Consider the following 21,666-nt stretch of genomic DNA (forward strand, 5'->3'; position numbering starts at 1 on the left):
CGTTTATCCCTGTTTGGCTTTGAGCGGCAGCACGCGCACCGGATCGCCGGCCTTCACGCGCAGCGCGGCGGCATCGTCGGCGGACAGCACGAACGCGCCGTTCGCGGCGACGCCCGGCGCGACGCCGACGCGGAAGTCGGCGAGCGACGTATTCGACACGAGCGATTTCGGCGCGTGGCCGTCCTGCGTATCGTCGCCCGCGTTCGGCACGCCGATCGCGACCGGCACGACGACGCTCTCGCGCACCGTGCGCAGGTCGTTGATGTGGCATTCGAGCACGGGGCCTGCGTCGAAGATGTCGACGTGGTTCTGATAGCGCAGCCCTTCCGCCTCGAGCATCTTGCGGGCGGGCAGCGTGTCGCGATGCGTGAGGCCGACCGCGTCCTGCGCGTCCTGCGGCAGCAGGTCGACGTACACCGGATAGCGCGGCATCAGTTCCGCGAGGAACGACTTGCGGCCGTGCGAGCTCAGGTAGTCGGCCGCATTGAAATCGATCTGATAGAAATGCGAACCGACCGCGCGCCAGAACGGCGACGTGCCGTCCTCGTCGAAGTGGCCGCGCAGTTCCGCGCAGATGCGCTCCGGAAAGCGGTCGCGGAACTGCGCGATGAACATGAAGCGCGAGCGCGACAGCAGGCCGCCGACGCCGCCCGTCCGATAGCGCGGGCTCAGGAACAGCGAGCACACTTCCGCGTAGCCCGTGAGGTCGTGCGAGATGTTCAGCGCCGACATGCGCGTCCACACGCCGAGCTCCTGGCTCGCGTGCACGACGGTGCTCACGCGGTAGTTGTAGAACGGCTGCTCGAGCCCGACCTGCGATTCGATCCCGCACACGCCCGCGATGTCGCCCGTCTGCGAGTCTTCCATCACGAAGAAGTAGCCGGCTTCGGCCGGTGCGGCCTGGCCGGCCAGCGTGCGGCGCGAGCGCTCGATGCGCGCGGCCAGCGCGTCGCGGTCGGGCTTGAACGTGGTCAGGCCCGGCCCGGTTTCCTGCGCGAGCGACACGAGCGCGTCGACGTCGCCCGTTTGTACGACCCGAACGACGATCATGCTGCGTCCCCCTTCATCTCTTCATCGTCGCGGCGATGCAGCGGCACGCAGCGCACGACATCGCCATCCTTCACATCGAGCGCCGCGCGGACGTCGCCCGACAGCGGCGCATGTGCGGCGTCGGCCGGCAGGTCCGCGAGCACGCAGCGGAACGACTCGCCGCTGCCCGACGACACCATGTACGCGACGTCGCCCTGCTCGCGCGCCGCTTCGCGCACGACGCGCTCGCTGCCGTGCCGCACGCACGCGGTGCGGTCGACCTGCGCGGTGAGCACCGGGCCCGCGTCGAAGATGTCGACGAAGCGGTCGGGCTCGAAGCCTTCCTCGAGATGGATGTCGTACGCGAGCAGTGCGCTTTCGTTCGGCTCGCCGAGCACGCGCTGCGCGGCTTCCGGCAGCAGCGGCACGTAGAGCGGATACGCGGGCATCACTTCCGCGATGAACGTACGGCTGCGGCCGCCCGACGCGATGTCGACGTCGGTGAAATCGCGGCCGAAGAACTTGCGGCCCACCGCTTCCCAGAACGGCGACGCGCCGTTCTCGTCGCTGACGCCGAGCAGCAGCGTGAACACTTCCGGCGTGAAGCGCCGGCGATTCGCGGCGATGTACATCATGCGCGCACGCGAGATCAGGTGCGCGGCCGCGTCGCCGCGCAGCGACGGATCGACGTAGAAGCCGGCCAGGCGGCTCTTGCCGGTGAGTTCGTGCGACATCGTCAGCGCGTGGATCTTGCGGTTCACGTGCAGCTCGCGCGACGCGTGGATCAGTGCGTCGTTGCGAAACGCGTAGAACGGCTCCGAGTAGCCGGCGGCCGCCACGATGCTCGCCGTGCCGAGCAGCTTGCCGGTTGCCGAATCCTCGAGCACGAACAGATAGAACTCTTCGCCGGCGAAATCGACGTCCGCGCGAAACGAGTCCTCGGAGAGCGCGACGCGCGCTTCGAGCGCCGCGCGATCGTGCGGCAGCGAGTGCAGGACCGGCTGCGCGGTGCGCGCCATGTGCGCGAGCGCATCGAGATCCGTGAGTTTGCCGGGGCGAACAAATAGCATCGTCGTTCCTGTTCTGCGGTGGGCGCGCGGTATCAGCGCGCGGTGGCTTCCTGCGTCGCGAGCACTTGCTCGACGGCCTTCTCGAAGCGCTTCACGCCTTCGTCGAGCAGATCGAACGGAATCACGAGCGACGGCAAGAAGCGCAGCACGTTCGGGCCCGCGATCAGCATGATGAGACCTTGTTCGGCGGCGGCGTTCACGAAGTCCTTGGCGCGGCCTTCGAAGGCGGCCGTGAGTTCGGCGCCGACGAGCAGGCCTTTGCCGCGCACGTCCTTGAAGATGCCGAAGCGTGCGTTGATGCGTTCGAGCGCGCCTTTCAGGCGCACGCTGCGTTCGCGCACGCCTTCGAGCAGGGCCGGCTCGCCGATCAGTTCGACGACCTTGTCGGCGATGGCCGAGGCGAGCGGGTTGCCGCCGTAGGTCGTGCCGTGCACGCCGACCTTGAAGTGCGCGGCGAGCGCGTTCGTCGTCAGCATCGCGCCGATCGGAAAACCGTTGCCGAGCGCTTTCGCGGTCGTCAGGATGTCGGGCGTGACGCCCGTGTCCATGTACGCGTAGAACTGGCCCGTGCGGCCGACGCCCGTTTGCACTTCGTCGAAGATCAGCAGTGCGTCGTTGGCGTCGCAGGCTTCGCGCAGGGCCTTGAGGAAGGCCGGATCGGCCGGGATCACGCCGCCTTCGCCCTGCACGGGCTCGACGATCACGGCGCAGGTTTGCGGGCCGATCGCGGCTTTGGCGGCTTCGATGTCGTTGTACGGCAGATGCTTGATGCCGGCCGGCACGGGGCCGAAGCCTTCCGAGTATTTCGGCTGGCCGCCGACGCTGACCGTGAAGAACGTGCGGCCGTGGAACGACTGCACGAACGAGACGATTTCGAATTTGTCGGCGCCGTGGCGATCGAACGCGACGCGGCGCGCGAGCTTCAGTGCGGCTTCGTTCGCTTCGGCGCCCGAGTTGGCGAAGAACGCGCGATCGGCGAACGTCAGCGATTCGAGGCGCTTGGCGAGGCGCAGGACCGGCTCGTTCGTGTAGCCGTTGCCGATGTGCCAGAGCTTGCGGCCTTGCTCGTCGAGCACCTTCAGCAGTTCAGGATGGCCGTGGCCGAGCGACGTGACCGCGATCCCGCAGGCGAAGTCGATGTATTCGCGGCCGTCGGTGTCCCACACGCGCGAGCCCTCCGCGCGATCCGGCACGAACGGGGCGGGGGAAAACACCGGCACCATCACTTCGTCGAAAGTCTGGCGGGTCACGGTCGGGGTCGTCATGGTCGTTCCTTTCGGTTTCGTAAGAGGGTTCAACAGGATCAAGTTTAGGTAAGGGTGACGCAAGCGTCTTGCGGAATTGCGACGGGTTCTATCGGAAGCGGATAGTGCGGGGTATTTTGCCCTCTCGGGCTGGGGGGGTGCGGGTTTGTTCGTATTTTTGGGGCGGTTTTTTGTGGGGTTTGGGTGGTGCGCCTGCGTTGGGCGTGAAGCACCTGTCATCGTGTCGGTCTATTAGCGTCGCCCCTGCGCGGGGCGGCGGTTACTTTTCTTTGTCTTGCCAAAGAAAAGTAACCAAAAGAAAGGCGCTGTGAAAACGCAAGACTTCCCGGTGCCATGGTCGCCGGAGTGGTTCCGCAATGGGGAAGAATCGCGAAGTCCGTGTTTGACCTGGGGCGAGATTCGAACTCCGATGGCAATCGCTCCGCGCAAAGCAGCGCGAACTGTGGCATGGCGCGCCAATGTGGCTCCCCTCGTCTGCTCAATTCAAAGGCCGAGCACATCGCGCGTGCCGTGGCGGCGCACACAACCGACTACATCGGCTCGGGCGGGTGCCTATGCCATTCGCGCACTTCGTCGATCACCGCGGCCCAACCTTCTCGTAGTCCAGATGATCGGCCGGCTCGCCAACCGGTGCGCAGTCGAAGATCGCCCGTCCGGGTGGCGCGATCCCGGACGATATCGAGATGGGCCCTGCCGCCACGCGACTACGATTGAAACTTTTCGAGCGGGACCAAACATGAATAGACGAATTGCAATCGTCGGCGACCGTCTTTCAGACGGCGGAACAGTCAACGCAAATGTGGGACCCCCGCTTTCGGTCGTATCGATCTCTGGAACAAAGGCACGCTCGCGCCTTCGCTCCTGGCCTCCCGGCAGCGACGAAGACTGGTTTCCCGATCTATCGAATTCGAAAGAGATTCTCTTTCGGGACATGAAATGAAGCGTATGTTGCTGGCGGTTCTAGGTATTGCGTGGGGCTTGTTCGTCACATGGGCGTCCCTCTATGTGGCGAATCATATTCACTGGCCCGAGGTGAAATCGCGCGCGACCGGATGCAACGATTTGGAGCACTGCGCACCGCATGCGAGATTCGTCGTCGAATTGCTTGCGTCGCTCCTGTGGCCGGCCATCGCGTTCGGTGTGCTGAACGTCCTGGCTTATCGACGATGGTCGGGTCGTAGGTGGTCTCTCGCTTTCGGCGCTGCGACGCTGCTGGCGATTCTGTTCTATGTCGCCCCCTACGCCGTGCCTGCATGGGGGCTTGTGCGCGAGTAAGACCGCGCCAAGGCAAAGCCAGTGAGTCCGCTACCGCGCGGTCCGGCGAGCCTATCCGAACTTTTGTGTGTGAGGCATAAACTGATGGCCAAGGAGCCACTTTATGCCACGCAAACGCAAGGAAGAAGTGCCGGTAGAACCGGGCAAGGGCTTGAACCTGGACCCGGAACTCATCAAGCAACTGGTGCCCGGAACGCTGGATCGGGCTTCGATCAACGAGCAATTCGCGGCCCTGAAGAAGGCGATATTCGAGCGCGCGCTGGGCGGCGAACTGACCCACCACCTGGGCTACGAGAAGGGCGATGCCAAGCCGGCGGGCCGCACGAACCATCGCAACGGCACCAGCCGCAAGCGCATCGCGACCGACGATGATCTGCTCGACGTCGAGATTCCGCGCGACCGCGAAGGCACCTTTGATCCGGTACTGATCGCCAAGGGCGAGCGACGCTTCACAGGCTTCGACGACAAGATCATCGCGATGTATGCACGCGGCATGAGCGTGCGGGAGATTCAGGGCTTCCTGCTGGACATGTATGGCATCGAGGTGTCGCCGGACTTCATCAGCACGGTGACTGATGCCGTGATCGACGAAGTGCGCGAATGGCAGCAGCGACCGCTCGAGCCGATGTACCCGGTCGTGTTCTTCGATGCCTTGCGAGTCAAGATCCGCGACGAAGGCGTGGTGCGCAACAAGGCGATCTACCTGGCGCTGGGCGTGCGCCGCGACGGCACACGCGACGTGCTCGGCCTTTGGATCGAGCAGACCGAGGGCGCCAAGTTCTGGCTGCGGGTGGTCAACGACCTGAAGCTGCGCGGCGTGCAGGACATTCTGATCGCCGTGGTCGACGGCCTGAAGGGCTTCCCGGAAGCGATCAACACGGTGTTCCCGGAAACGACGGTCCAGACCTGCATCGTGCATCTGATCCGGAACTCGCTGGACTTTGCCAGCTGGAAAGACAGGAAATCGGTCGCAGCGGCGCTCAAGGAGGTCTATCGGGCACCGTCGGCCGAAGCGGCCGCCGTGGCGCTGGACGCGTTCGATACGAGCCCGTGGGGTACGAAATACCCTCCGATTGCCGCGCTCTGGCGCCGGGCCTGGGATCAGGTGATTCCGTTCTACGCCTTCGCGCCCGACATCCGGAAAATTGTATATACGACCAACGCGATCGAGTCGCTGCACATGCAGCTTCGAAAGATCATCAAGGCGCGCGGCCACTTCCCGTCGGACGAGGCCGCGCTCAAACTGATCTGGCTGGCGCTGCGCAACGTCGTGGCCAAGTGGACCGGCTCTCGGCACGATTGGAAGAGCGCGATGACCCAGTTCGCGCTGCTTTACCCGGAACGATTCAACATTGGAATCTGAATCTCAACCCGCCTCACACACGGAATTCCGGATACCTCCGGTCCGGCCGTTAGTACTCACAGCGCCTTTCTTTTGGTTACTTTTCTTTGGCAAGACAAAGAAAAGTAACCGCCCCCCGCGCAGGGGCGACGCTAATAGACCGACACGACGACAGGTGCTTCACGCCCAACGCAGGCGCACCACCCGCAAGCCAACGCGCACGCCCCCGAAGCCCTCAATCCTTCCCGCGCTCGACGAGCGCCCCCGCCCGTGGTTCACTGCCGCCGCCCGTCTGCTTCTCGAGCCAGGCCCGCCGATCCTCCCGCGGCGTCACCCCGAACCGCTCCCGATACGCATTGGAAAAGTGCGCGGCCGAAGAAAACCCGCATGCGAGGCTGACTTGAACGACGGACTTGCTGGTCCGCTGCAATTGAGTCCGCGCCTTGAGCAACCGTAGATTGAGGTAGTACTTCGAAGGCATCGCGCCGAGATACTGCCGAAAGAGCCGCTCGAGCTGCCGCCGCGACACACCGACCAATCCCGCGATTTCATCGGTCGTCAGCGGATCCTCGATATTCGCTTCCATCAGCAGCAACGCATCGTTGAGCCGAGGATGCCGCTCGCCCGGCGCAGTCACGAACGGAATCCGCTGTCGCTCCTCGCCGCTGCGCAGCGTACCGGCCCCGAGCGCATCGGCAATCCGCTCCGACAGCTCCGGCCCATGCTCGCGGCCGATCATCGCCAGCATGAAATCGACAGTCGCCTGCCCGCCGGCACACGTCGCCCGATCGCGATCGATCTCGAAGATCTGCTGCGTGACGATCGATCGCTCGAACTGCTCGGCAAACTGCTGATACGTCTCCCAGTTCACGCTCACGCGATAGCCGGACAACTGCCCCGCCATCGCGAGCCACCACACGCCATGGTGAATCCCGCTCACGAGCGGCGTGCGCTGCCCAACCCGCGCCAGACTCGCGAGAAACAGCCGGTAATCGGCAAACTGCTGAAAGCGCTCCGAAATCACGATCAGCCAGTCGCACGCAATCGCATCGTTGAACGCCGCATCGGCATGCCATTGCGCACCGCCGGCAAGCGGCACCGGCCGCCCGTCCCACGAACACACCTGCCACCGGTACAGCAGCCGCCCGTCGATCTCGTTCGCCAGATGCAGCGCATCGACGATCGGACCCACGCCCGACATCGACACGGGCGGCAATGCAACGATCGCCACCTGCGTCGTGCGGGTGGCGCCTGCGGGACGAGACACCGGTACCACGAAGCGAACCTGCGCGCGCGTTACTTCAGACTGCCCGACAGGAATTGCTTCAGGCGCTCGCTCTGCGGCCGCACCAGCACCTCCTTCGGATCGCCCTCTTCCTCCGTACGCCCCTGATGCAGGAACATCACGTGGTTCGAGACGTTGCGCGCGAAGCCCATCTCATGCGTGACGACGATCATCGTGCGACCTTCCTCGGCGAGCTTCTGCATCACCTTCAGCACTTCGCCGACGAGCTCCGGATCGAGCGCGGAAGTCGGCTCGTCGAACAGCATCACGTCAGGATGCATCGCGAGCGAGCGCGCAATCGCGACACGCTGCTGCTGGCCGCCCGACAGGTGCGACGGATACTGCTTCTCGACGCGCGGCGCGAGCCCGACCTTCTCGAGATAGGTGCGCGCACGCTCCTCGGCTTCCTTCTTCGAAATGCCGAGCACGTGCACGGGCGCTTCCATCACGTTCTCGAGCACCGTCATGTGCGCCCAAAGATTGAAGTGCTGGAACACCATCGCAAGCTTCGTGCGGATGCGCTGCAACTGCTTGTGGTCGGCCACTTCCAGCGCGCCGGCACGGTCGGTCTTCGTGCGCACGGCCTCGCCGTCGACGACGATCTGCCCCGCATTCGGCCGCTCGAGAAAATTGATGCAGCGCAGGAACGTACTCTTGCCCGAGCCGCTCGCGCCGATGATGCTGATGACGTCGCCCGCTTTCGCGTTCAGCGACACGCCCTTGAGCACCTCGTTGTCGCCGTAGCGCTTGTGAATGTCGACCGCGGCAAGCTTCACGGAAGCGGACGCGTTCGTTTGAGTGATCTCGGCCAACTGGCTCTCCTCGAAGTGAAATCAATGACGGCCGGCCGCGAGATACGCGAGCCAGTGGCGCTCCGCACGGCGAAACGCCGCGACGAGTGCGAACGATACCGCAAGATAGATCAGCGCGGCGATCCCGAACGACTGGAACGCCATGTACGTCGCCGAATTCGCGTCGCGCGCGACCTTCAGGATGTCGGGCACGGTGGCCGTAAACGCGACGGTCGTCGCATGCAGCATCAGGATCACCTCGTTGCTGTACAGCGGCAGCGCACGGCGCAGCGCCGACGGCAGGATCACGCGGCGGTACATCGTGAACGGCGTCATCCCGTACGCCCGCGCGGCTTCGACCTCGCCGTGCGGAATCGCGCGGATCGCACCGGCGAAGATCTCGGTCGTGTACGCGCAGGTGTTCAGCGCGAACGCGAGAATCGCGCAGTTGAAGCCGCTCCTGAAAAACGCATCGAGCAGCGAGTGCGAACGCACGAACTCGAGGCTGTACATGCCCGTGTACATCAGCAGCAGCTGCACGTAGAGCGGCGTGCCGCGAAACACGTAGGTGTAGAACCGCACCGGCATCGACACCCACTTCTTCTTCGACACGCGCGCGACCGCGAGCGGTACCGCACACACGAAGCCGAGCGAAATCGACGCAACGAGCAGCCACAGCGTCACCGCAAGGCCGGAGAGGCGCTGGCCGTCCCAGTAAAGGAACGCCTTGCCGAATTCCTGAAGGATCTCGATCATAGTTCTGCGTGCCGCACGCCCATGGAATAACGCTTCTCGAGCTGGATCAGCACGAGGTTGGAAACGGTCGTGATCGCCAGATAGATCAGCGCCGCGACGAGGATGAAGAAGAACATGTTGAACGTGCTCTTGCCGGCGTCCTGCGCGGCCTTCACGACGTCCGCGAGGCCGATGATCGACACCAGCGCGGTCGCCTTCACGAGCACCTGCCAGTTGTTGCCGATCCCCGGCAGCGCGAAGCGCATCATCTGCGGAAACAGGATGCGCACGAACACGCGCGCACCGCTCATCCCGTACGCGGCGCCCGCCTCGAGCTGGCCGCGCGGCACCGCAAGGAACGCACCGCGGAACGTTTCGGTGAAGTACGCGCCGTAGATGAAGCCGAGCGTCAGGACGCCCGCGACGAACGGATCAATGTCGATCTGGGTCCAGCCGACCAGGTCGGTGAACTGGTTCAGCCAGATCTGGATGCTGTAGAACAGCAGCAGCATCAGAACGAGATCGGGCACCGAGCGAATCAGCGTCGTATAACCGGTCGCGATCGCTCGCAGCACCCGATTGTGCGACAGCTTCGCCACCGCGCCGATCAACCCCAGCGCCACCGCAGTGGCGAGCGACAGCACCGACAGCTCGATGGTCTGCACGGTGCCGGCCCACAGGACGGGACCAAAGCCGTAAAGGAACACGCGCGTCTCCTGGATCTTGGAATCAATGCCGGCGCGAATCCCTTCCCGCACCGTGCTGACGCGGATAGTCGCAAGCGAAATTGATTGCCTCAAACCACCCTGCGCACGCCTGCTGCATCGCAGCAATTCGGCAGCCGGTTTGGGCGCGCCGCCTATCTCACTGTTTCAAAAGGAAAAAAGCCGCTTCCTGACAGCGACATAACGGGCCGCGAAGCGGACTTTTTGCAATTTTTCGGTCGCTTTTTCGATATAGCGGACGGCAGCGCAAAACCCGTCGACGCGGCCGGCCGAGCGGCGCCCGTGCGCGGACGCCGGGCGTGCGCTCAGCGGCCTTTCAGAATGTCGGAGCGCGACGTCGTATAGACGAGCCCGTCCGGACCGAAATGGACGTTGAAGAATGCGTCGGTGTTCACGCCGTCCTCGAGCCAGCGCCAGCTCCAGACCGTCTCGGGCTTCAGCGGATACTGCGCGATCTCGCCCGGCTTGCCGAGCAGCCGCCGCACTTCGTCCTCGGTCATCCCGGGGCGCACCTTCGCGAAGTTCTCGGCGGTCAGCACCTGCGTCGCGCCCGTGTAGCGGCCGTTCGGATCGAGATCGACGAACCAGGTCTGATTGCCCATCGGGCCGCGCGGATATTCGAGCCGCTTCGAGCCGTCGGTGAACGTCCGCTCGATGTCGGGCTTGCCCATCGTCGCGCGCACGTCGGCCTCGGTCGACTCGCCGACCTTCAGCCCTTTGAGCAGCAAGGGCGCCGGTTTGATCGCGTTGAAGAAGTCCCTGATACGTTGCACGTCGAGATTGCCTTGCTTGTCGTCGCAGCCCGCGAGCGCGAGCGCAGCGGCCAGCACGGTCACGGGAAGCAGCCGGAAACGAAAAATCATCGGAAGAAACGCCGGTCGAGAAAACACGCGGCAAGCATACCCGTGCCGGCCCGAAAGCGCGAGACGGGCGCGCGGCCCGCCTCGGTCAGTGCATCGTTTCGGTTTCCGCCTTGCGCGGCGATGGCGCATGCGGCGCCGCGTTCGCCGCACGCAGCCGGCGGCGCGTGCGCACGAGTTCGGCGAGCTGCCACGAGGCGAGCGACAGGCAGCTGAACAGCACTTCGCGGCCGCGCTTCACGAGCGCGAGCGACAGCGCCGTTTCGCGGTCGACGCCGAACATCTGCGCGAGCAGCACGACGGTCGCCTCCTGCACGCCCAGACCGCCCGGCACCATGAACGCGGCATGGCGCACGGCCTGTGTCATCGCTTCGATCGCGATCGCGCCGCCGATCGATACCGGATGGCCGAGCAGCGCGAGCGCCCAGTAGATCTCGAGCGCACCGAGCACATAGCCGCCGAGCTGCCAGAAGAACGCGGAGAAGAGCAGCCGCGTGCGCGACATCAGCGCGTCGATGTCGGCGTCGAGCCGCCGGCCGTCGACGCCTTGCAGCAGCCGGTGCGAATCGCCGAGCAGCCGCCCGGCGAAGCGCTCGATCGCATGGAAGATCCCGCCGCGCCGCATCAGCACGACGCCGAGCACGGGCAACGGCAGCGTCAGCAGCAGCGCGACGCCGATCGTGCCGCCGCCCATCGCGTTCGTCATCGCGAGCAGCAGCACGAGGCCGAGCGCGGCAAATGCGTACTGGACGACGATCGTCACCAGCACCTCGACGATCACCGAAGCCGTCACGCGACTCGCGTCGGCCACCAGCCAGCGCGCGAGCCGGATCCCGACGAGCTCGCCGCCGATCCCGACGACCGGCAGCAGCCGGTTCACGGCCTCGCGCACGGTCGCGATCCACCACAGAAACGGCAGCGACCCGCGCCGGTCGAGCAGCACGTGCCAAGCGTACGCATCGAGCAGCAGCGGCAGCGCGTGGAACGGCACGAGCCACAGCAGCGCGTAGCCGGCACGCGCGAGCATCTGCGACACGTCGCCGATCCCCTCGTGCAGCCCCAGCGCGAGCAGGATGCCGATGCCGATCGGCCAGCCGAGCCATTTGAACCATTTGCTCATGACGGCTGGGCTCCCGGTCTGCGCGCCGCGGGTGCGCCCCGCTGCGCGTCGCGCGTGCCGAACACGGCCGCGAAGCCGCCGGTCGCGACGCCCGCGCGCCTCAGCGCCGCGGCAACGCGCGGCGACAGCAGCGCGTCGAGTTCGTCGACGGGACGGTAGTCGGCCATCGTCGGCGTGATCGGCCCGTCGCCCGCTTCGGCCGGATGACAGTAGATCTCGCCGACACCGGGCGGCAGCGCCGCGAGCGCATCGAGCAGCACGGCCTCGTCCATCCGGCCCGTCTGCGCGATGCCGACCACGTAGTCGTTATGCGCGAGCCCCGCGCGGTCGAGCCGCGCGCGCACGAGCGCGATCCACGGCCGCAGCCATACGGGCGCGGTCGTCTCGTACGGCAGCCGCACGGCGCGCAGACCGTAGTCGCGGCCGATCTCGACGATCATCGACAGCACGGTCGGATGCAGATGGAAGTGCTTGTGCGCGTTTACGTGATCAAGCGGCAGGCCGGTCGCCGCGAACGCATCGAACTGCGCGCGGATCTCGCGGCGCAGTTGCGCGCGCACGTGCGGTAGAAAGAAGAACCGGCAGCCGTCCTTCGCCATCGCGTCGCCGAAGCGGCCGTCGGCGCCGACCAGCGCCGGAATCTCGCGCGCGGGCAGCGTCGCGGGGCCGTCCGCGAGCACCAGATGCAGGCCGACCGCGAGCGACGGCAGCCGCCGTGCGCGCGCGATCGCATCCTGCGCGGCCGGCGCGCCGACCATCAGGCTCGCGGCGTTCAGCACGCCGTCGCGATGCGCGCGCTCGACTGCCGCGTTCACGCGCTCATGCAGCCCGAAGTCGTCCGCGGTGAAGATGAGCGCCCGCGCCGCCCGCTGCGTCGTCACGAATCAGGCCTCGTGCGCACGCAGGAAACGGAAGAATTCGACGCCCTCGCGCAGACGGCGCTTCATCATGTCCCAGCTCGTCAGCATCTCGCGCACGATCTCCCAGATCTTCGACGGACGGAAGTAGAACTCGCGATAGAACTGCTCGAGATGGTGATAGATCTCGTCGCGCGACAGGTGCGGATAGCCGATCGCGGCGAGCTGCACGCCTTCCTTGCTGACGAGGTTGATCGTCTTGTTCTCTTCCATCCAGCCGTTTTCGATGGCCTGCTTGTAGAGCGTCGTGCCCGGATACGGCGCGGCGAGCGACACCTGGATCGTGTGCGGATTGATTTCCTTCGCGTACTCGATCGTCTTCTTGATCGTCTCTTTCGTCTCGCCCGGCAGGCCGAGAATGAAGGTGCCGTGGATCTTGATGCCGAGCTTCTTGCAGTCCGCGCTGAAGCGGCGCGCGAAATCGGTGCGCACGCCCTTCTTGATGTTCACGAGGATCTGGTCGTCGCCGGATTCGAAGCCGACGAGCAGCAGGCGCAGCCCGTTTTCCTTCATCACCTTCAGCGTCTTGTACGGCACGTTCGCCTTCGCGTTGCACGACCACGTGATGCCGAGCTTGCCGAGGCCGATGGCGATCGCTTCCGCGCGCGGCAGATCGTCGGTGAAGGTGTCGTCGTCGAACATCAGTTCCTTCACTTCGGGCATGTTGTCGCGAATCCACTTCGCTTCCGCGAGCACGTTCTCGACGGAACGCGTGCGATAGCGATGGCCGCTGACCGTCTGCGGCCACAGGCAGAACGTGCAGCGCGACTTGCAGCCGCGGCCCGTGTAGATCGACACGTACGGATAGTTCAGATAGCCGATGAAGTAATTCTCGATCTTCAGGTCGCGCTTGTAGACGGGCGCGACGAACGGCAGTTCGTCCATGTTCTCGAGGATCGGACGCGCTTCGTTGTGCTCGATCGAGCCGTCCTTCGCGCGCCAGCTCAAGCCCTTGATCTCGGCGAACGGCTTGCCTTCGGCGAGCTCCTTGCAGGTGTAGTCGAATTCCTCGCGGCAGACGAAGTCGATCGCGTCGCTCGCCGTCAGCGAGTTGTGCGGATCGACCATCACCTTCGCACCCACCATGCCGACCAGCATCGACGGCTTCATCTTCTTCAGGTCCTGCGCGAACATCGCGTCGGTCGGGAACGACGGCGTGCTCGTATGGATGATCACGAGGTCGTAGTCGTTCGCGATCTTCAGCGTTTCCTCGACCGACAGGCCGTCGGCGGGCGCATCGACGACGCGGCTGCCCGGCACCAGCGCGGCCGGCTGCGCGAGCCAGGTCGGATACCAGAAGGAACGGATTTCACGCTTGGCCTGATAGCGCGAGCCGGCTCCGCCGTCGAAGCCGTCGTAGGACGGGGCCTGCAAGAACAGCGTTTTCATGAATGCTCCGGTAGCCTGCATAGTTCGATTCGTCTCAACGATTCAGTCAAAAAAACCGCGGGCCGCCGTACCGGCCGCCCGCTACTCCGTGATGTCGCGCGGCGGCAGCGTCGCTCGCCACGCATGGCGGCCCGCTGCCGGGCCGTATTCCGTCGGCAGGCGGGCCGCGCCCGCCTGCCTGTATCCGATGCGGCGCTAGCGACCGTCGCCGCCTTCCACGGCGGCCGCCGCGCGTTCGCCGCCGACCACCGTCATGCGCGCGCCGCGCCACACGACCTGCGTACCGAACGCGGCGACGAGCCATTCGAGCGCGAGCAGCGTGTCGCGCACGGCGACGAGCGGCAGGTCGCGCCAGTACGCGCGCCAGCCGTCTTCGCCGCGCGCGTGCAACACGAGCCGGCCGAACGTGCCCGCAACCGCCGCCACGCCGGCCGCCGTGCCGGCGACCGTGCCGTCGAGCTTCAGCGCGAGCGCCGCGGCGATCGCGAGCCACGGCGCGGTGAACGTGATGAACAGGAACGCGAAGCCGGCCGGATTCAGCGACCGGATCGTGCGCAGCCAGCGCGTCTCGCGATGCCAGAGCGGGCCGAACGACGCCTCGATCACGTCGGTCGCGACTTCGACCTCGGAGAGCACGGTGCGCCGCCCGAGGCGACGCGGCAGCTCGGCGAGCCAGAAGTCGTCGGCGAGCTCGTCCTTCAGCACGCGCAGGCCGCCGATCCGCTCGAGCGTGTCGCGCGTGAGCGCGAGCGTCGCGCCGAAGCCGAAACGGCTCGAGCCGCCGAGATGCGTGATCCGCACCGACGGCGCGAACCATGCGTCGACGAATTGCGCCCCGATGCGCGTCCAGAACCCGCCGACGCTGCGCGCATGATACAGACACGTGACGACGCCGACCGACGCGTCGGCCAGCGGCGCCGTCACGCGCTCGAGATAGTCGGGCGCGACTGCGATGTCGCTGTCTGCGATCACGATCCGATCGTATTTCGCGCGGTCGGCGAGATTGATCAGATTGCTGACCTTCAGATTCGTGCCGTGCACGCGCGCGTCGACGACGAGCGCGATGTCGCGATCCGGATACGCGGTGCGCAGCCGCTCGACGACCGCGATCGCCGGATCGCCCGCCGACGCGACGCCGAACAGCACCTCGTAACGCGGATGATGCTGCTCGCAGAAGGTCGCGAGGTTCTCGTACAGATGCGGCTCGGCGCCGCACAGCGGCTTGAGCACGCTGACCGGTTCGGCGCCGTCGCGCGCGGCCGTGCGCGGGACGCGCGGACGCGGCGCGAATGCCGCGAGCAGCGCGTAAGCGGCCGCCGCCGCCGCGAACGCGATCAGCAGCCAGTCGAGCAGCGACACGGCGGGTGGTGTCGTCATGGGCGGCGCCCTCCGACGAAGCCGGCCGCGTGGCGGCCGATCCGGCCGCACGGCACATGATGGATTATTCCGACAGCGACAAACGCGGGCACGACCCGACTCCTTGTTCCAGCGACCTCAGTGTTTGGGGCGGCACGGCCCGGTCCGCGCAAGGCGGCCGTGCCCCGTTCAGCGTGGCGTTTCCGCATGCCGTCCGGCGCGGAAAAATCGGATGGATGGCCTTCGGCACGAGATGGACAGGCGCCGGATTTTAACAGTCTGCACGCGTCCGCGCGTGGCACCGCGCGAAACGGACTGGTGCGATTCCAGCAAAGCTGTACGGTCGACGAAGGGCTCCGATATGGCCACGTTCACGTTAGCGTAAGCGCTTTGCAGGCGTATTGCAGTCTTGAAAATCAAACCTTTCGTGCAGATTTGTATGCCGATGCAGATTCGCCGCCAATCGCGGTAAAGATTCGTAACAAAGCGACGATTGGATTGATTTTTGCAACGATCGCCGGCGCTTCGCGCGCGGCCCTGCTGCAGGCATGGGTATCGCGGCGGCGCCAGCGCGTTCCGGAACCCTTTGGCAAAATCGACGGATCTGTTGCGTGCGGACATCACCGCGCCCCTCCCCTTCGAAGGCACCCGATGACACCGTTTTCCGTTCTTGACCTCGCCCCCATTCCCGCCGGCGCCGACGCCGCACAGGCCTTCCGCAATACGCTCGATCTCGCGCAACATGCGGAGCGCTGGGGCTATCGACGCTACTGGCTCGCCGAACACCACAACATGCCGGGCATCGCGAGCGCGGCCACCGCGGTCGTGATCGGCCACGTCGCGGGCGGCACGAAGACGATCCGCGTCGGCTCCGGCGGCATCATGCTGCCGAATCACGCACCGCTCGTGATCGCCGAGCAGTTCGGCACGCTGGCGTCGCTGTATCCGGGGCGCATCGATCTTGGCCTCGGCCGCGCGCCGGGCACCGATCAGACGACGTCGCGCGCGCTGCGCCGCGACCTGATCGGCAGCGCCGATTCGTTCCCCGACGACGTCGCCGAACTGCTGCGCTACTTCGCCGAGCCGGCACCCGGCCAGCGCGTGCGTGCGGTGCCCGGCGCGGGGCTCGACGTGCCCGTATGGCTGCTCGGCTCGAGCCTGTTCAGCGCGCAGCTCGCCGCGATGCTCGGCCTGCCGTTCGCGTTCGCGTCGCACTTCGCGCCCGACTATCTGATGCGCGCGCTCGAGGTGTACCGCGCGCAGTACCGGCCGTCGGCCGCGTGGCCGAAGCCGTATGCGATGGTAGGTGTCAACGTGTTCGCGGCCGATACCGACGACGAGGCGCGGCGCCTCTTCACGTCGCTGCAGCAGCAGTTCATCAACCTGCGGCGCGGAACGCCCGGCAAGCTGCCGCCGCCGGTCGACGTGCTCGAGGCGAACGAACTCGAACTCGCGAACGTCGCGCATTCGCTGTCGTTCGCGGCCGTCGGCTCGCGCGACACGGTGCGCGACAAGCTGCGCGACCGGATCGCGCAAACGGGCGCGGACGAGCTGATCATCACCGCGCAGATCTACGATCACGCGGCGCGGCTGCGCTCGTTCGAACTGGCCGCGCAGATTCGCGACGAGCTCGCGAGCGAGCGGCGATAGCAACGGCGCCGGGCGCCGCTGCCGAGATGCGCGCGGCCGCATGCCGCACGCCGCGGCTGCGCGTTACGGCGTGCGCACCGCGTCGAGCCCGTCGAGCAGCGCCTTGTGGAAGGCGTCCGGATCCTGGATCTGCGGCGCGTGTCCGAGCGTCGGAAATTCGACGAGCTGCGCGCCGGGAATCGCGGCCTGCGTGCGCTTCGCGAGCTCCGGATAACGGCCGAGCTTCGCATGCACGTCGGGCGGTGCGACGTCCTTGCCGATCGCCGTCGTGTCCTTGTCGCCGATCAGCAGCAGCGTCGGCACGCGGATCGCGCCGAGCTCGTAGACCACCGGCTGCGTGAGGATCATGTCGTAGATCAGCGCGGAATTCCACGCGACGATGTCGCGGCCCGGCCCGCGGTACATGCCCGCCAGCATCTGCACCCAGCGCTCGTACGACGGCGCCCACTTGCCCGCGTAGTAGGTCGCCTGCTCGTAGCGGCGTATGCCGTCCGCCGACGTCTTCAGTTCGCGCGCGTACCAATAGTCGACCGACAGCGGCGGCACGCCGAGCGCCTTCCAGTCCTCCAGACCGATCGGGTTCACGAGCACGAGCTGCTCGGTCGCCTTCGGATACATCAGCGCATAGCGCATCGCGAGCATGCCGCCGGTCGAATGGCCGACGAGCGTGGCCGACTTCACGCCGATCGACTCGAGCAGCGCATGCGTGTTGCGCGCGAGCTGCTGGAAGCTGTACTGGTAGCGCTCGGGCTTCGACGACTTGCAGAAGCCGATCTGGTCCGGCGCGATCACGCGGTAGCCGGCGCGGCTCAGCACGCCGATCGTGTCTTCCCACGTCGCGGCGCAGAAATTCTTCCCGTGCAGCAGCACGACCGTGCGGCCGTTCGGATGCGCAGGCGGCACGTCGAGGTACACCATTTCGAGCGTTTCGCGCTGCGACACGAATGCGTAGCGGTGCAGCGGCGCCGGATAGTCGAAGCCTTCCAGCCGCGGACCGTAGGCGGGCCCGTCGTTGCCGGCCGCGGCCGGCACGGTGGCCGCGACGGCCGTCGCGCACGCGGCGGCGGCGCCCGCGCCGACGAGCGCGGTTCGCACGGCGGACAACATCTTGCGAGTCGAAAACATGGCGTTCACGGTAATTGGACACGCACGGGCAGCGCCGTGCCCCGCGATTCTACGCGGGTCGCGCTGACGACGGCGCGCAACACCGTGCGCCGCGCGACTTCCGCGCGCGCGGCGAACTCGGGTATCGTGTGACGTGACCCTGAAACGCGAGCCGGCGAATTCCCATGAAAAACGTCCTCAGCATTCAGTCGCACGTCATCTACGGCCACGCCGGCAATAGCGCGGCCGTGTTTCCGATGCAGCGCCTGGGCGTCAACGTCTGGCCGCTCAACACCGTCCAGCTGTCGAATCACATGCAGTACGGCCACTGGGCCGGCAGCGCGATCGACGCCGCGAAGATGGAGCAGCTCGTCGACGGGATCGCCGCGATCGGCGCGCTCAAGCGCTGCGACGCCGTGCTGTCGGGCTTCGCCGGCTCGCCCGCGCAGGCGCGCGCGACCGTCGAGATCGTGCGCGCCGTGAAGGCGATGAATCCGAACGCGTGGTACTTCTGCGATCCCGCGATGGGCCAGACGGGCGGCATCCGGCCCGAGCCCGGCGTCGAGGAATTCATCGTCAACGAAATGCCGGCGCTCGCGGACGGCATGTCGCCCAACCACACCGAGCTGCAGAAACTCGCGGGCCGACGCATCGAGACCGTCGCCGAAGCGGTCGACGCATGCCGCACGCTGATCGCGCGCGGCCCGAAGATCATCCTCGTCAAGCATCTGCACGACCGCAACAGCCCCGCCGACCGCTTCAACATGCTGGCCGTCACCGAGACCGAAGCGTGGATCGGCCAGCGTCCGCTGTATGCGTTTCCGCGTCATCCGGTCGGCGTCGGCGACCTCACCAGCGCGATCTTCGTCGCGCGCCGGCTGCGCGGCGACTCGGTGCGCGCCGCGTTCGAGCACACGCTCGCGGCCGTGCACGCGGTCGTCAAGGCGACCTACGACGCGCGCCGCTACGAACTCGAACTGATCGCCGCGCAGGACGAAATCGCGCGCCCGAGCGAATGGTTCGGCGCGTGGGTGACCGACGCCTGACGCGTCGCACCTCCTCGCCGCGCGCTGCGCACCGTGCGGCTCGTCCTGCTCTCCCGCGCGATCGCTTCACGTCGCATACACCGCCATTTCCGCCGATCGGCCGTGCGTTCGCCGCGACGCGGAGCCCGCATGCAAACGTTTCCGGGCTTCACATGAATGACACCGAAACCCCGCTATGCTCGCGGCGGCACGACCCGGGCGGCAGGCTATCGCGGCGCGGGCGCGCCGCCGCCCGTCCCGCCAACCGGCGCCCTCCCTTTACCGCACGATAACGACCATGACCCGATCGAACCGTCGTGATTTCCTGCGCCTCGCCGCCGGCACCGCCGGCGCCGCCGCGCTGAACCTGTTTCCGCCCGTGATCCGCGACGCGCTCGCGATTCCCGCGAACCGCCGCACCGGCACGATCCGCGACATCGAACACATCGTGATCCTGATGCAGGAGAACCGCTCGTTCGACCATTACTTCGGCACGCTGCGCGGCGTGCGCGGCTTCGGCGATCCGCGGCCGCTGCGCCTCGCGAACGGCAAGTCGGTGTTCCATCAGCCGGTCGGCGCGGCCGAACTGCTGCCGTTCCATCCGGGCGCGGACAAGCTCGGGATGCAGTTCCTGCAGGATCTGCCGCACGGCTGGCAAGACATGCACGCGGCGTGGAACAAGGGTCGCTACGATCAGTGGGTGCCGAACAAGGGCACGACGACGATGGCGTACCTGCAGCGCGACGACATTCCGTTCCACTATCAGCTCGCGGACGCGTTCACGATCTGCGACGCCTATCACTGCGCGATCCCGAGCTCGACCGATCCGAACCGCTACTACATGTGGACTGGCTACGTCGGCAACGACGGCATCGGCGGCGGCCCCGTGCTCGGCAACGAGGAAAAGGGCTACGGCTGGACGACCTATCCGGAAGTGCTGCAGCAGGCCGGCGTGTCGTGGAAGATCTATCAGGACGTCGGCACCGGCCTCGACGCGAACGGCTCGTGGGGCTGGACGCAGAACCCGTACATCGGCAACTACGGCGACAACTCGCTGCTCTACTTCAACCAGTACCGCACCGCGCTGCCGGGCACGCCGCTGTACGACAACGCGCGCACCGGCACGAACGTCAGCGCCGGCGGCACGCTGTTCGACGTGCTGCAGCAGGACGTGAAGAACGGCACGCTGCCGCAGGTCTCGTGGATCTGCGCACCGGAAGCGTATTCCGAGCATCCGAACTGGCCGGCGAACTACGGTGCGTGGTACATCGAGCAGGTGCTGAAGACGCTCGTGTCGAACCCGGACGTCTGGAGCAAGACTGCGCTCTTCATCACGTACGACGAGAACGACGGCTTCTTCGACCACGTGCCGCCGCCGTTCGCGCCGCAGTCGCGCGACAACGGGCTGTCGACCGTCGCGACGACCAACGAGGTGTTCGCCGGCGACGGGTCGCACATGGCCGGCCCGTACGGGCTCGGGCCGCGCGTGCCGATGCTCGTCGTGTCGCCGTGGACCAAGGGCGGCTGGGTCTGCTCGCAGACCTTCGATCACACCTCGCTGCTGCAATTCATCGAGGCGCGTTTCGGCGCGCAGTACGCGGTCAAGGCGGCCAACATTTCGCCGTGGCGCCGTGCGGTGTGCGGCGATCTCACGTCCGCGTTCGACTTCTCGACGCCCGACGCAAGCTGGCCGACGCTGCCCGACACGAGCGCATACGCGCCGGCCGACCGCAATCGTCATCCCGACTACATCCCGGTGCCGCCGGTGCTGCAGACGCTGCCGACGCAGGAGCCCGGGCTGCGCCCGGCGCGCGCGCTGCCGTACGAGCTGTTCGTGCACGGCCGCGTCGAGCCGGCCGCCGGCCGGTTCCGGCTGAACTTCGCGAATACGGGCCGCGCGGGCGCCGCGTTCCAGGTGCAGTCGCGCAACCGCGTCGACGGCCCGTGGACGTACACCGTCGAAGCCGGCAAGCGCATCGCCGATACGTGGAGCGCCGCGCCGTCGCTCGGCCGGTACGACCTCGACGTGTACGGCCCGAACGGCTTCTACTGCCATTTCCGCGGCCCGTTCGCGACCGGCGTGGGCCACGCGGACGCGAACCCGGAAGCGATCTACGGCTACGACGTCGCGAACGGCAACATCACGCTGCGCCTCATGAACCGCGGACACCGCACGGTGCGCCTCACGGTGACGAACGCGTACGGCAGCGGCGCCGCGCGCACGTTCGAGCTCGCGCCGGGCGCCCACGTCGACGACTACTGGGATCTGCGCGGCAGCCACGGCTGGTACGACCTGACCGTCAGTGACGGGCAGCCGCTCGGCTTCCTGCGCCGCTTCGCGGGCCACGTCGAAACGGGCCGCGCGAGCACCAGCGATCCGCTGATCCGCACGAGCGCGTCCGGCACGGGCGCCGGCGCGGCGTCGGACGCGCTGTCCGACGCATCGGCCGGCTAAGCGCGGTGTCGCACCGCGGCCCGGACGGGCTGCGGTGCGCCCGCGCATCCGTTGCATTCGCACCCTCCCCGCCCGTTCGCGGCGGGAATATCCCGATACCGGCCGCACGCGCCGGCGCGGAAGCTATGCGCAAATCCGCACGGAATGCGTGTCGAACTGCCAAGACCCACGCAATTCGGCGACCTATATATCGAGGCGATCGGGGCTCCTCCGGAGCCTCGCGGGGTCATTCCGAGCGCCGTCCCGCCGCCCTGCGCCCGATTCCGAGAAGCG

At 66.7% G+C, this 21,666-nt stretch carries 19 protein-coding genes; 5 read left to right on the forward strand and 14 right to left on the reverse strand.

The features are described from left to right. Nucleotides 1-3 precede the first annotated feature (3 nt). Genes astA through BCR55_RS02135 form a run of 3 tightly spaced genes read right to left on the reverse strand, consistent with a single transcriptional unit; the run spans nucleotide 4 to nucleotide 3,364 of the window. A complete protein-coding gene (gene astA, locus BCR55_RS02125) occupies nucleotides 4-1,050 on the reverse strand; it encodes an arginine N-succinyltransferase (protein WP_006407551.1) in 1,047 nt (348 codons plus the stop codon). After that, on the reverse strand, nucleotides 1,047-2,099 hold the full coding sequence (gene aruF, locus BCR55_RS02130; RefSeq protein WP_006401207.1) for an arginine/ornithine succinyltransferase subunit alpha: 1,053 nt from the start codon (nucleotides 2,097-2,099) through the stop codon (nucleotides 1,047-1,049). Before aruF ends, astA begins: the two co-directional genes overlap by 4 nt. Nucleotides 2,100-2,131: 32 nt before the next feature. Next, a complete protein-coding gene (locus BCR55_RS02135) occupies nucleotides 2,132-3,364 on the reverse strand; it encodes an aspartate aminotransferase family protein (protein ID WP_059937928.1) in 1,233 nt (410 codons plus the stop codon). A 936-nt stretch (nucleotides 3,365-4,300) separates the two neighbouring features. Between BCR55_RS02135 and BCR55_RS02140 the strand changes: the two genes are divergently transcribed. Next, nucleotides 4,301-4,639 carry a hypothetical protein gene (locus BCR55_RS02140; protein ID WP_059937926.1) on the forward strand — a complete coding sequence of 113 codons (339 nt, stop codon included), beginning with the start codon at nucleotides 4,301-4,303 and terminating at the stop codon, nucleotides 4,637-4,639. Nucleotides 4,640-4,742: 103 nt separating this feature from the next. Continuing rightward, nucleotides 4,743-6,002, forward strand: a complete 1,260-nt coding sequence (locus BCR55_RS02145; protein WP_065494105.1) for an IS256-like element IS1356 family transposase — start codon at nucleotides 4,743-4,745, stop codon at nucleotides 6,000-6,002. A 214-nt stretch (nucleotides 6,003-6,216) separates the two neighbouring features. Here the strand turns inward: BCR55_RS02145 and BCR55_RS02150 are convergent, their stop codons facing one another. From BCR55_RS02150 to BCR55_RS32170, 10 genes are all read right to left on the reverse strand, one after another. Further along, nucleotides 6,217-7,257 carry a GlxA family transcriptional regulator gene (locus BCR55_RS02150; protein ID WP_006401212.1) on the reverse strand — a complete coding sequence of 347 codons (1,041 nt, stop codon included), beginning with the start codon at nucleotides 7,255-7,257 and terminating at the stop codon, nucleotides 6,217-6,219. A gap of 20 nt (nucleotides 7,258-7,277) precedes the next feature. Then, nucleotides 7,278-8,078, reverse strand: coding sequence for an ABC transporter ATP-binding protein (locus BCR55_RS02155; protein WP_065494106.1), 801 nt, complete (start codon nucleotides 8,076-8,078; stop codon nucleotides 7,278-7,280). Nucleotides 8,079-8,099: 21 nt separating this feature from the next. Continuing rightward, nucleotides 8,100-8,813 (reverse strand): ABC transporter permease, encoded by a 714-nt coding sequence (locus BCR55_RS02160; RefSeq protein ID WP_006401214.1) that lies wholly within the window; start codon nucleotides 8,811-8,813, stop codon nucleotides 8,100-8,102. Continuing rightward, nucleotides 8,810-9,499, reverse strand: coding sequence for an ABC transporter permease (locus BCR55_RS02165; RefSeq protein ID WP_012467549.1), 690 nt, complete (start codon nucleotides 9,497-9,499; stop codon nucleotides 8,810-8,812). The genes BCR55_RS02160 and BCR55_RS02165 overlap by 4 nt, the downstream gene beginning before the upstream one ends. A gap of 323 nt (nucleotides 9,500-9,822) precedes the next feature. Next, the gene (gene bamE, locus BCR55_RS02170; RefSeq protein ID WP_006401216.1) at nucleotides 9,823-10,380 is read right to left on the reverse strand and encodes an outer membrane protein assembly factor BamE; all 558 of its coding nucleotides are present in this window, start codon (nucleotides 10,378-10,380) and stop codon (nucleotides 9,823-9,825) included. A gap of 85 nt (nucleotides 10,381-10,465) precedes the next feature. Next, nucleotides 10,466-11,497 carry a lysylphosphatidylglycerol synthase domain-containing protein gene (locus tag BCR55_RS02175; RefSeq protein ID WP_065494107.1) on the reverse strand — a complete coding sequence of 344 codons (1,032 nt, stop codon included), beginning with the start codon at nucleotides 11,495-11,497 and terminating at the stop codon, nucleotides 10,466-10,468. Next, nucleotides 11,494-12,378, reverse strand: a complete 885-nt coding sequence (gene hpnK / locus BCR55_RS02180; RefSeq protein WP_065494108.1) for a hopanoid biosynthesis-associated protein HpnK — start codon at nucleotides 12,376-12,378, stop codon at nucleotides 11,494-11,496. Before hpnK ends, BCR55_RS02175 begins: the two co-directional genes overlap by 4 nt. A 3-nt stretch (nucleotides 12,379-12,381) precedes the next feature. Next, a complete protein-coding gene (gene hpnJ, locus BCR55_RS02185) occupies nucleotides 12,382-13,824 on the reverse strand; it encodes a hopanoid biosynthesis associated radical SAM protein HpnJ (RefSeq protein WP_306300585.1) in 1,443 nt (480 codons plus the stop codon). A gap of 174 nt (nucleotides 13,825-13,998) precedes the next feature. Then, the gene (gene hpnI / locus BCR55_RS02190; protein WP_059940834.1) at nucleotides 13,999-15,180 is read right to left on the reverse strand and encodes a bacteriohopanetetrol glucosamine biosynthesis glycosyltransferase HpnI; all 1,182 of its coding nucleotides are present in this window, start codon (nucleotides 15,178-15,180) and stop codon (nucleotides 13,999-14,001) included. 168 nt (nucleotides 15,181-15,348) lie between these two features. Further along, nucleotides 15,349-15,780, reverse strand: a complete 432-nt coding sequence (locus BCR55_RS32170) for a hypothetical protein (RefSeq protein WP_139094015.1) — start codon at nucleotides 15,778-15,780, stop codon at nucleotides 15,349-15,351. Nucleotides 15,781-15,810: 30 nt separating this feature from the next. Here BCR55_RS32170 and BCR55_RS02195 point away from each other — a divergent pair, with 30 nt between their 5' ends. Further along, nucleotides 15,811-16,809, forward strand: a complete 999-nt coding sequence (locus BCR55_RS02195) for an LLM class flavin-dependent oxidoreductase (protein ID WP_006401221.1) — start codon at nucleotides 15,811-15,813, stop codon at nucleotides 16,807-16,809. Nucleotides 16,810-16,872: 63 nt separating this feature from the next. Here the strand turns inward: BCR55_RS02195 and BCR55_RS02200 are convergent, their stop codons facing one another. After that, complete coding sequence (locus BCR55_RS02200) at nucleotides 16,873-17,934, reverse strand: alpha/beta fold hydrolase (RefSeq protein ID WP_059940840.1); 1,062 nt, start codon at nucleotides 17,932-17,934, stop codon at nucleotides 16,873-16,875. A gap of 164 nt (nucleotides 17,935-18,098) precedes the next feature. On the opposite strand from BCR55_RS02200, the gene pdxY reads away from it, so the two are divergent. Together pdxY and BCR55_RS02210 are read left to right on the forward strand one after the other, a co-directional pair. After that, complete coding sequence (pdxY, locus tag BCR55_RS02205) at nucleotides 18,099-18,959, forward strand: pyridoxal kinase PdxY (RefSeq protein WP_006401223.1); 861 nt, start codon at nucleotides 18,099-18,101, stop codon at nucleotides 18,957-18,959. A 277-nt stretch (nucleotides 18,960-19,236) separates the two neighbouring features. After that, a complete protein-coding gene (locus BCR55_RS02210) occupies nucleotides 19,237-21,393 on the forward strand; it encodes a phosphocholine-specific phospholipase C (protein ID WP_065494109.1) in 2,157 nt (718 codons plus the stop codon). Nucleotides 21,394-21,666 lie beyond the last annotated feature (273 nt).

This window comes from Burkholderia sp. CCA53 (genome assembly GCF_001685525.1).
Taxonomy (GTDB): Bacteria; Pseudomonadota; Gammaproteobacteria; order Burkholderiales; family Burkholderiaceae; genus Burkholderia; species Burkholderia multivorans.

Excerpts from the sequence above, each read along its gene's own strand:
- BCR55_RS02200 (WP_059940840.1), bottom strand. The coding sequence starts at position 17,934 with ATGTTTTCGACTCGCAAGATGTTGTCCGCCGTGCGAACCGCGCTCGTC.
- aruF (WP_006401207.1), bottom strand. The coding sequence starts at position 2,099 with ATGCTATTTGTTCGCCCCGGCAAACTCACGGATCTCGATGCGCTCGCG.
- BCR55_RS02195 (WP_006401221.1), top strand. The coding sequence starts at position 15,811 with ATGACACCGTTTTCCGTTCTTGACCTCGCCCCCATTCCCGCCGGCGCC.
- BCR55_RS32170 (WP_139094015.1), bottom strand. The coding sequence starts at position 15,780 with ATGTCCGCACGCAACAGATCCGTCGATTTTGCCAAAGGGTTCCGGAAC.
- hpnJ (WP_306300585.1), bottom strand. The coding sequence starts at position 13,824 with ATGCAGGCTACCGGAGCATTCATGAAAACGCTGTTCTTGCAGGCCCCG.
- BCR55_RS02135 (WP_059937928.1), bottom strand. The coding sequence starts at position 3,364 with ATGACGACCCCGACCGTGACCCGCCAGACTTTCGACGAAGTGATGGTG.
- astA (WP_006407551.1), bottom strand. The coding sequence starts at position 1,050 with ATGATCGTCGTTCGGGTCGTACAAACGGGCGACGTCGACGCGCTCGTG.
- BCR55_RS02145 (WP_065494105.1), top strand. The coding sequence starts at position 4,743 with ATGCCACGCAAACGCAAGGAAGAAGTGCCGGTAGAACCGGGCAAGGGC.
- BCR55_RS02175 (WP_065494107.1), bottom strand. The coding sequence starts at position 11,497 with ATGAGCAAATGGTTCAAATGGCTCGGCTGGCCGATCGGCATCGGCATC.
- BCR55_RS02210 (WP_065494109.1), top strand. The coding sequence starts at position 19,237 with ATGACCCGATCGAACCGTCGTGATTTCCTGCGCCTCGCCGCCGGCACC.
- hpnI (WP_059940834.1), bottom strand. The coding sequence starts at position 15,180 with ATGACGACACCACCCGCCGTGTCGCTGCTCGACTGGCTGCTGATCGCG.
- BCR55_RS02140 (WP_059937926.1), top strand. The coding sequence starts at position 4,301 with ATGAAGCGTATGTTGCTGGCGGTTCTAGGTATTGCGTGGGGCTTGTTC.
- bamE (WP_006401216.1), bottom strand. The coding sequence starts at position 10,380 with ATGATTTTTCGTTTCCGGCTGCTTCCCGTGACCGTGCTGGCCGCTGCG.
- BCR55_RS02160 (WP_006401214.1), bottom strand. The coding sequence starts at position 8,813 with ATGATCGAGATCCTTCAGGAATTCGGCAAGGCGTTCCTTTACTGGGAC.
- pdxY (WP_006401223.1), top strand. The coding sequence starts at position 18,099 with ATGAAAAACGTCCTCAGCATTCAGTCGCACGTCATCTACGGCCACGCC.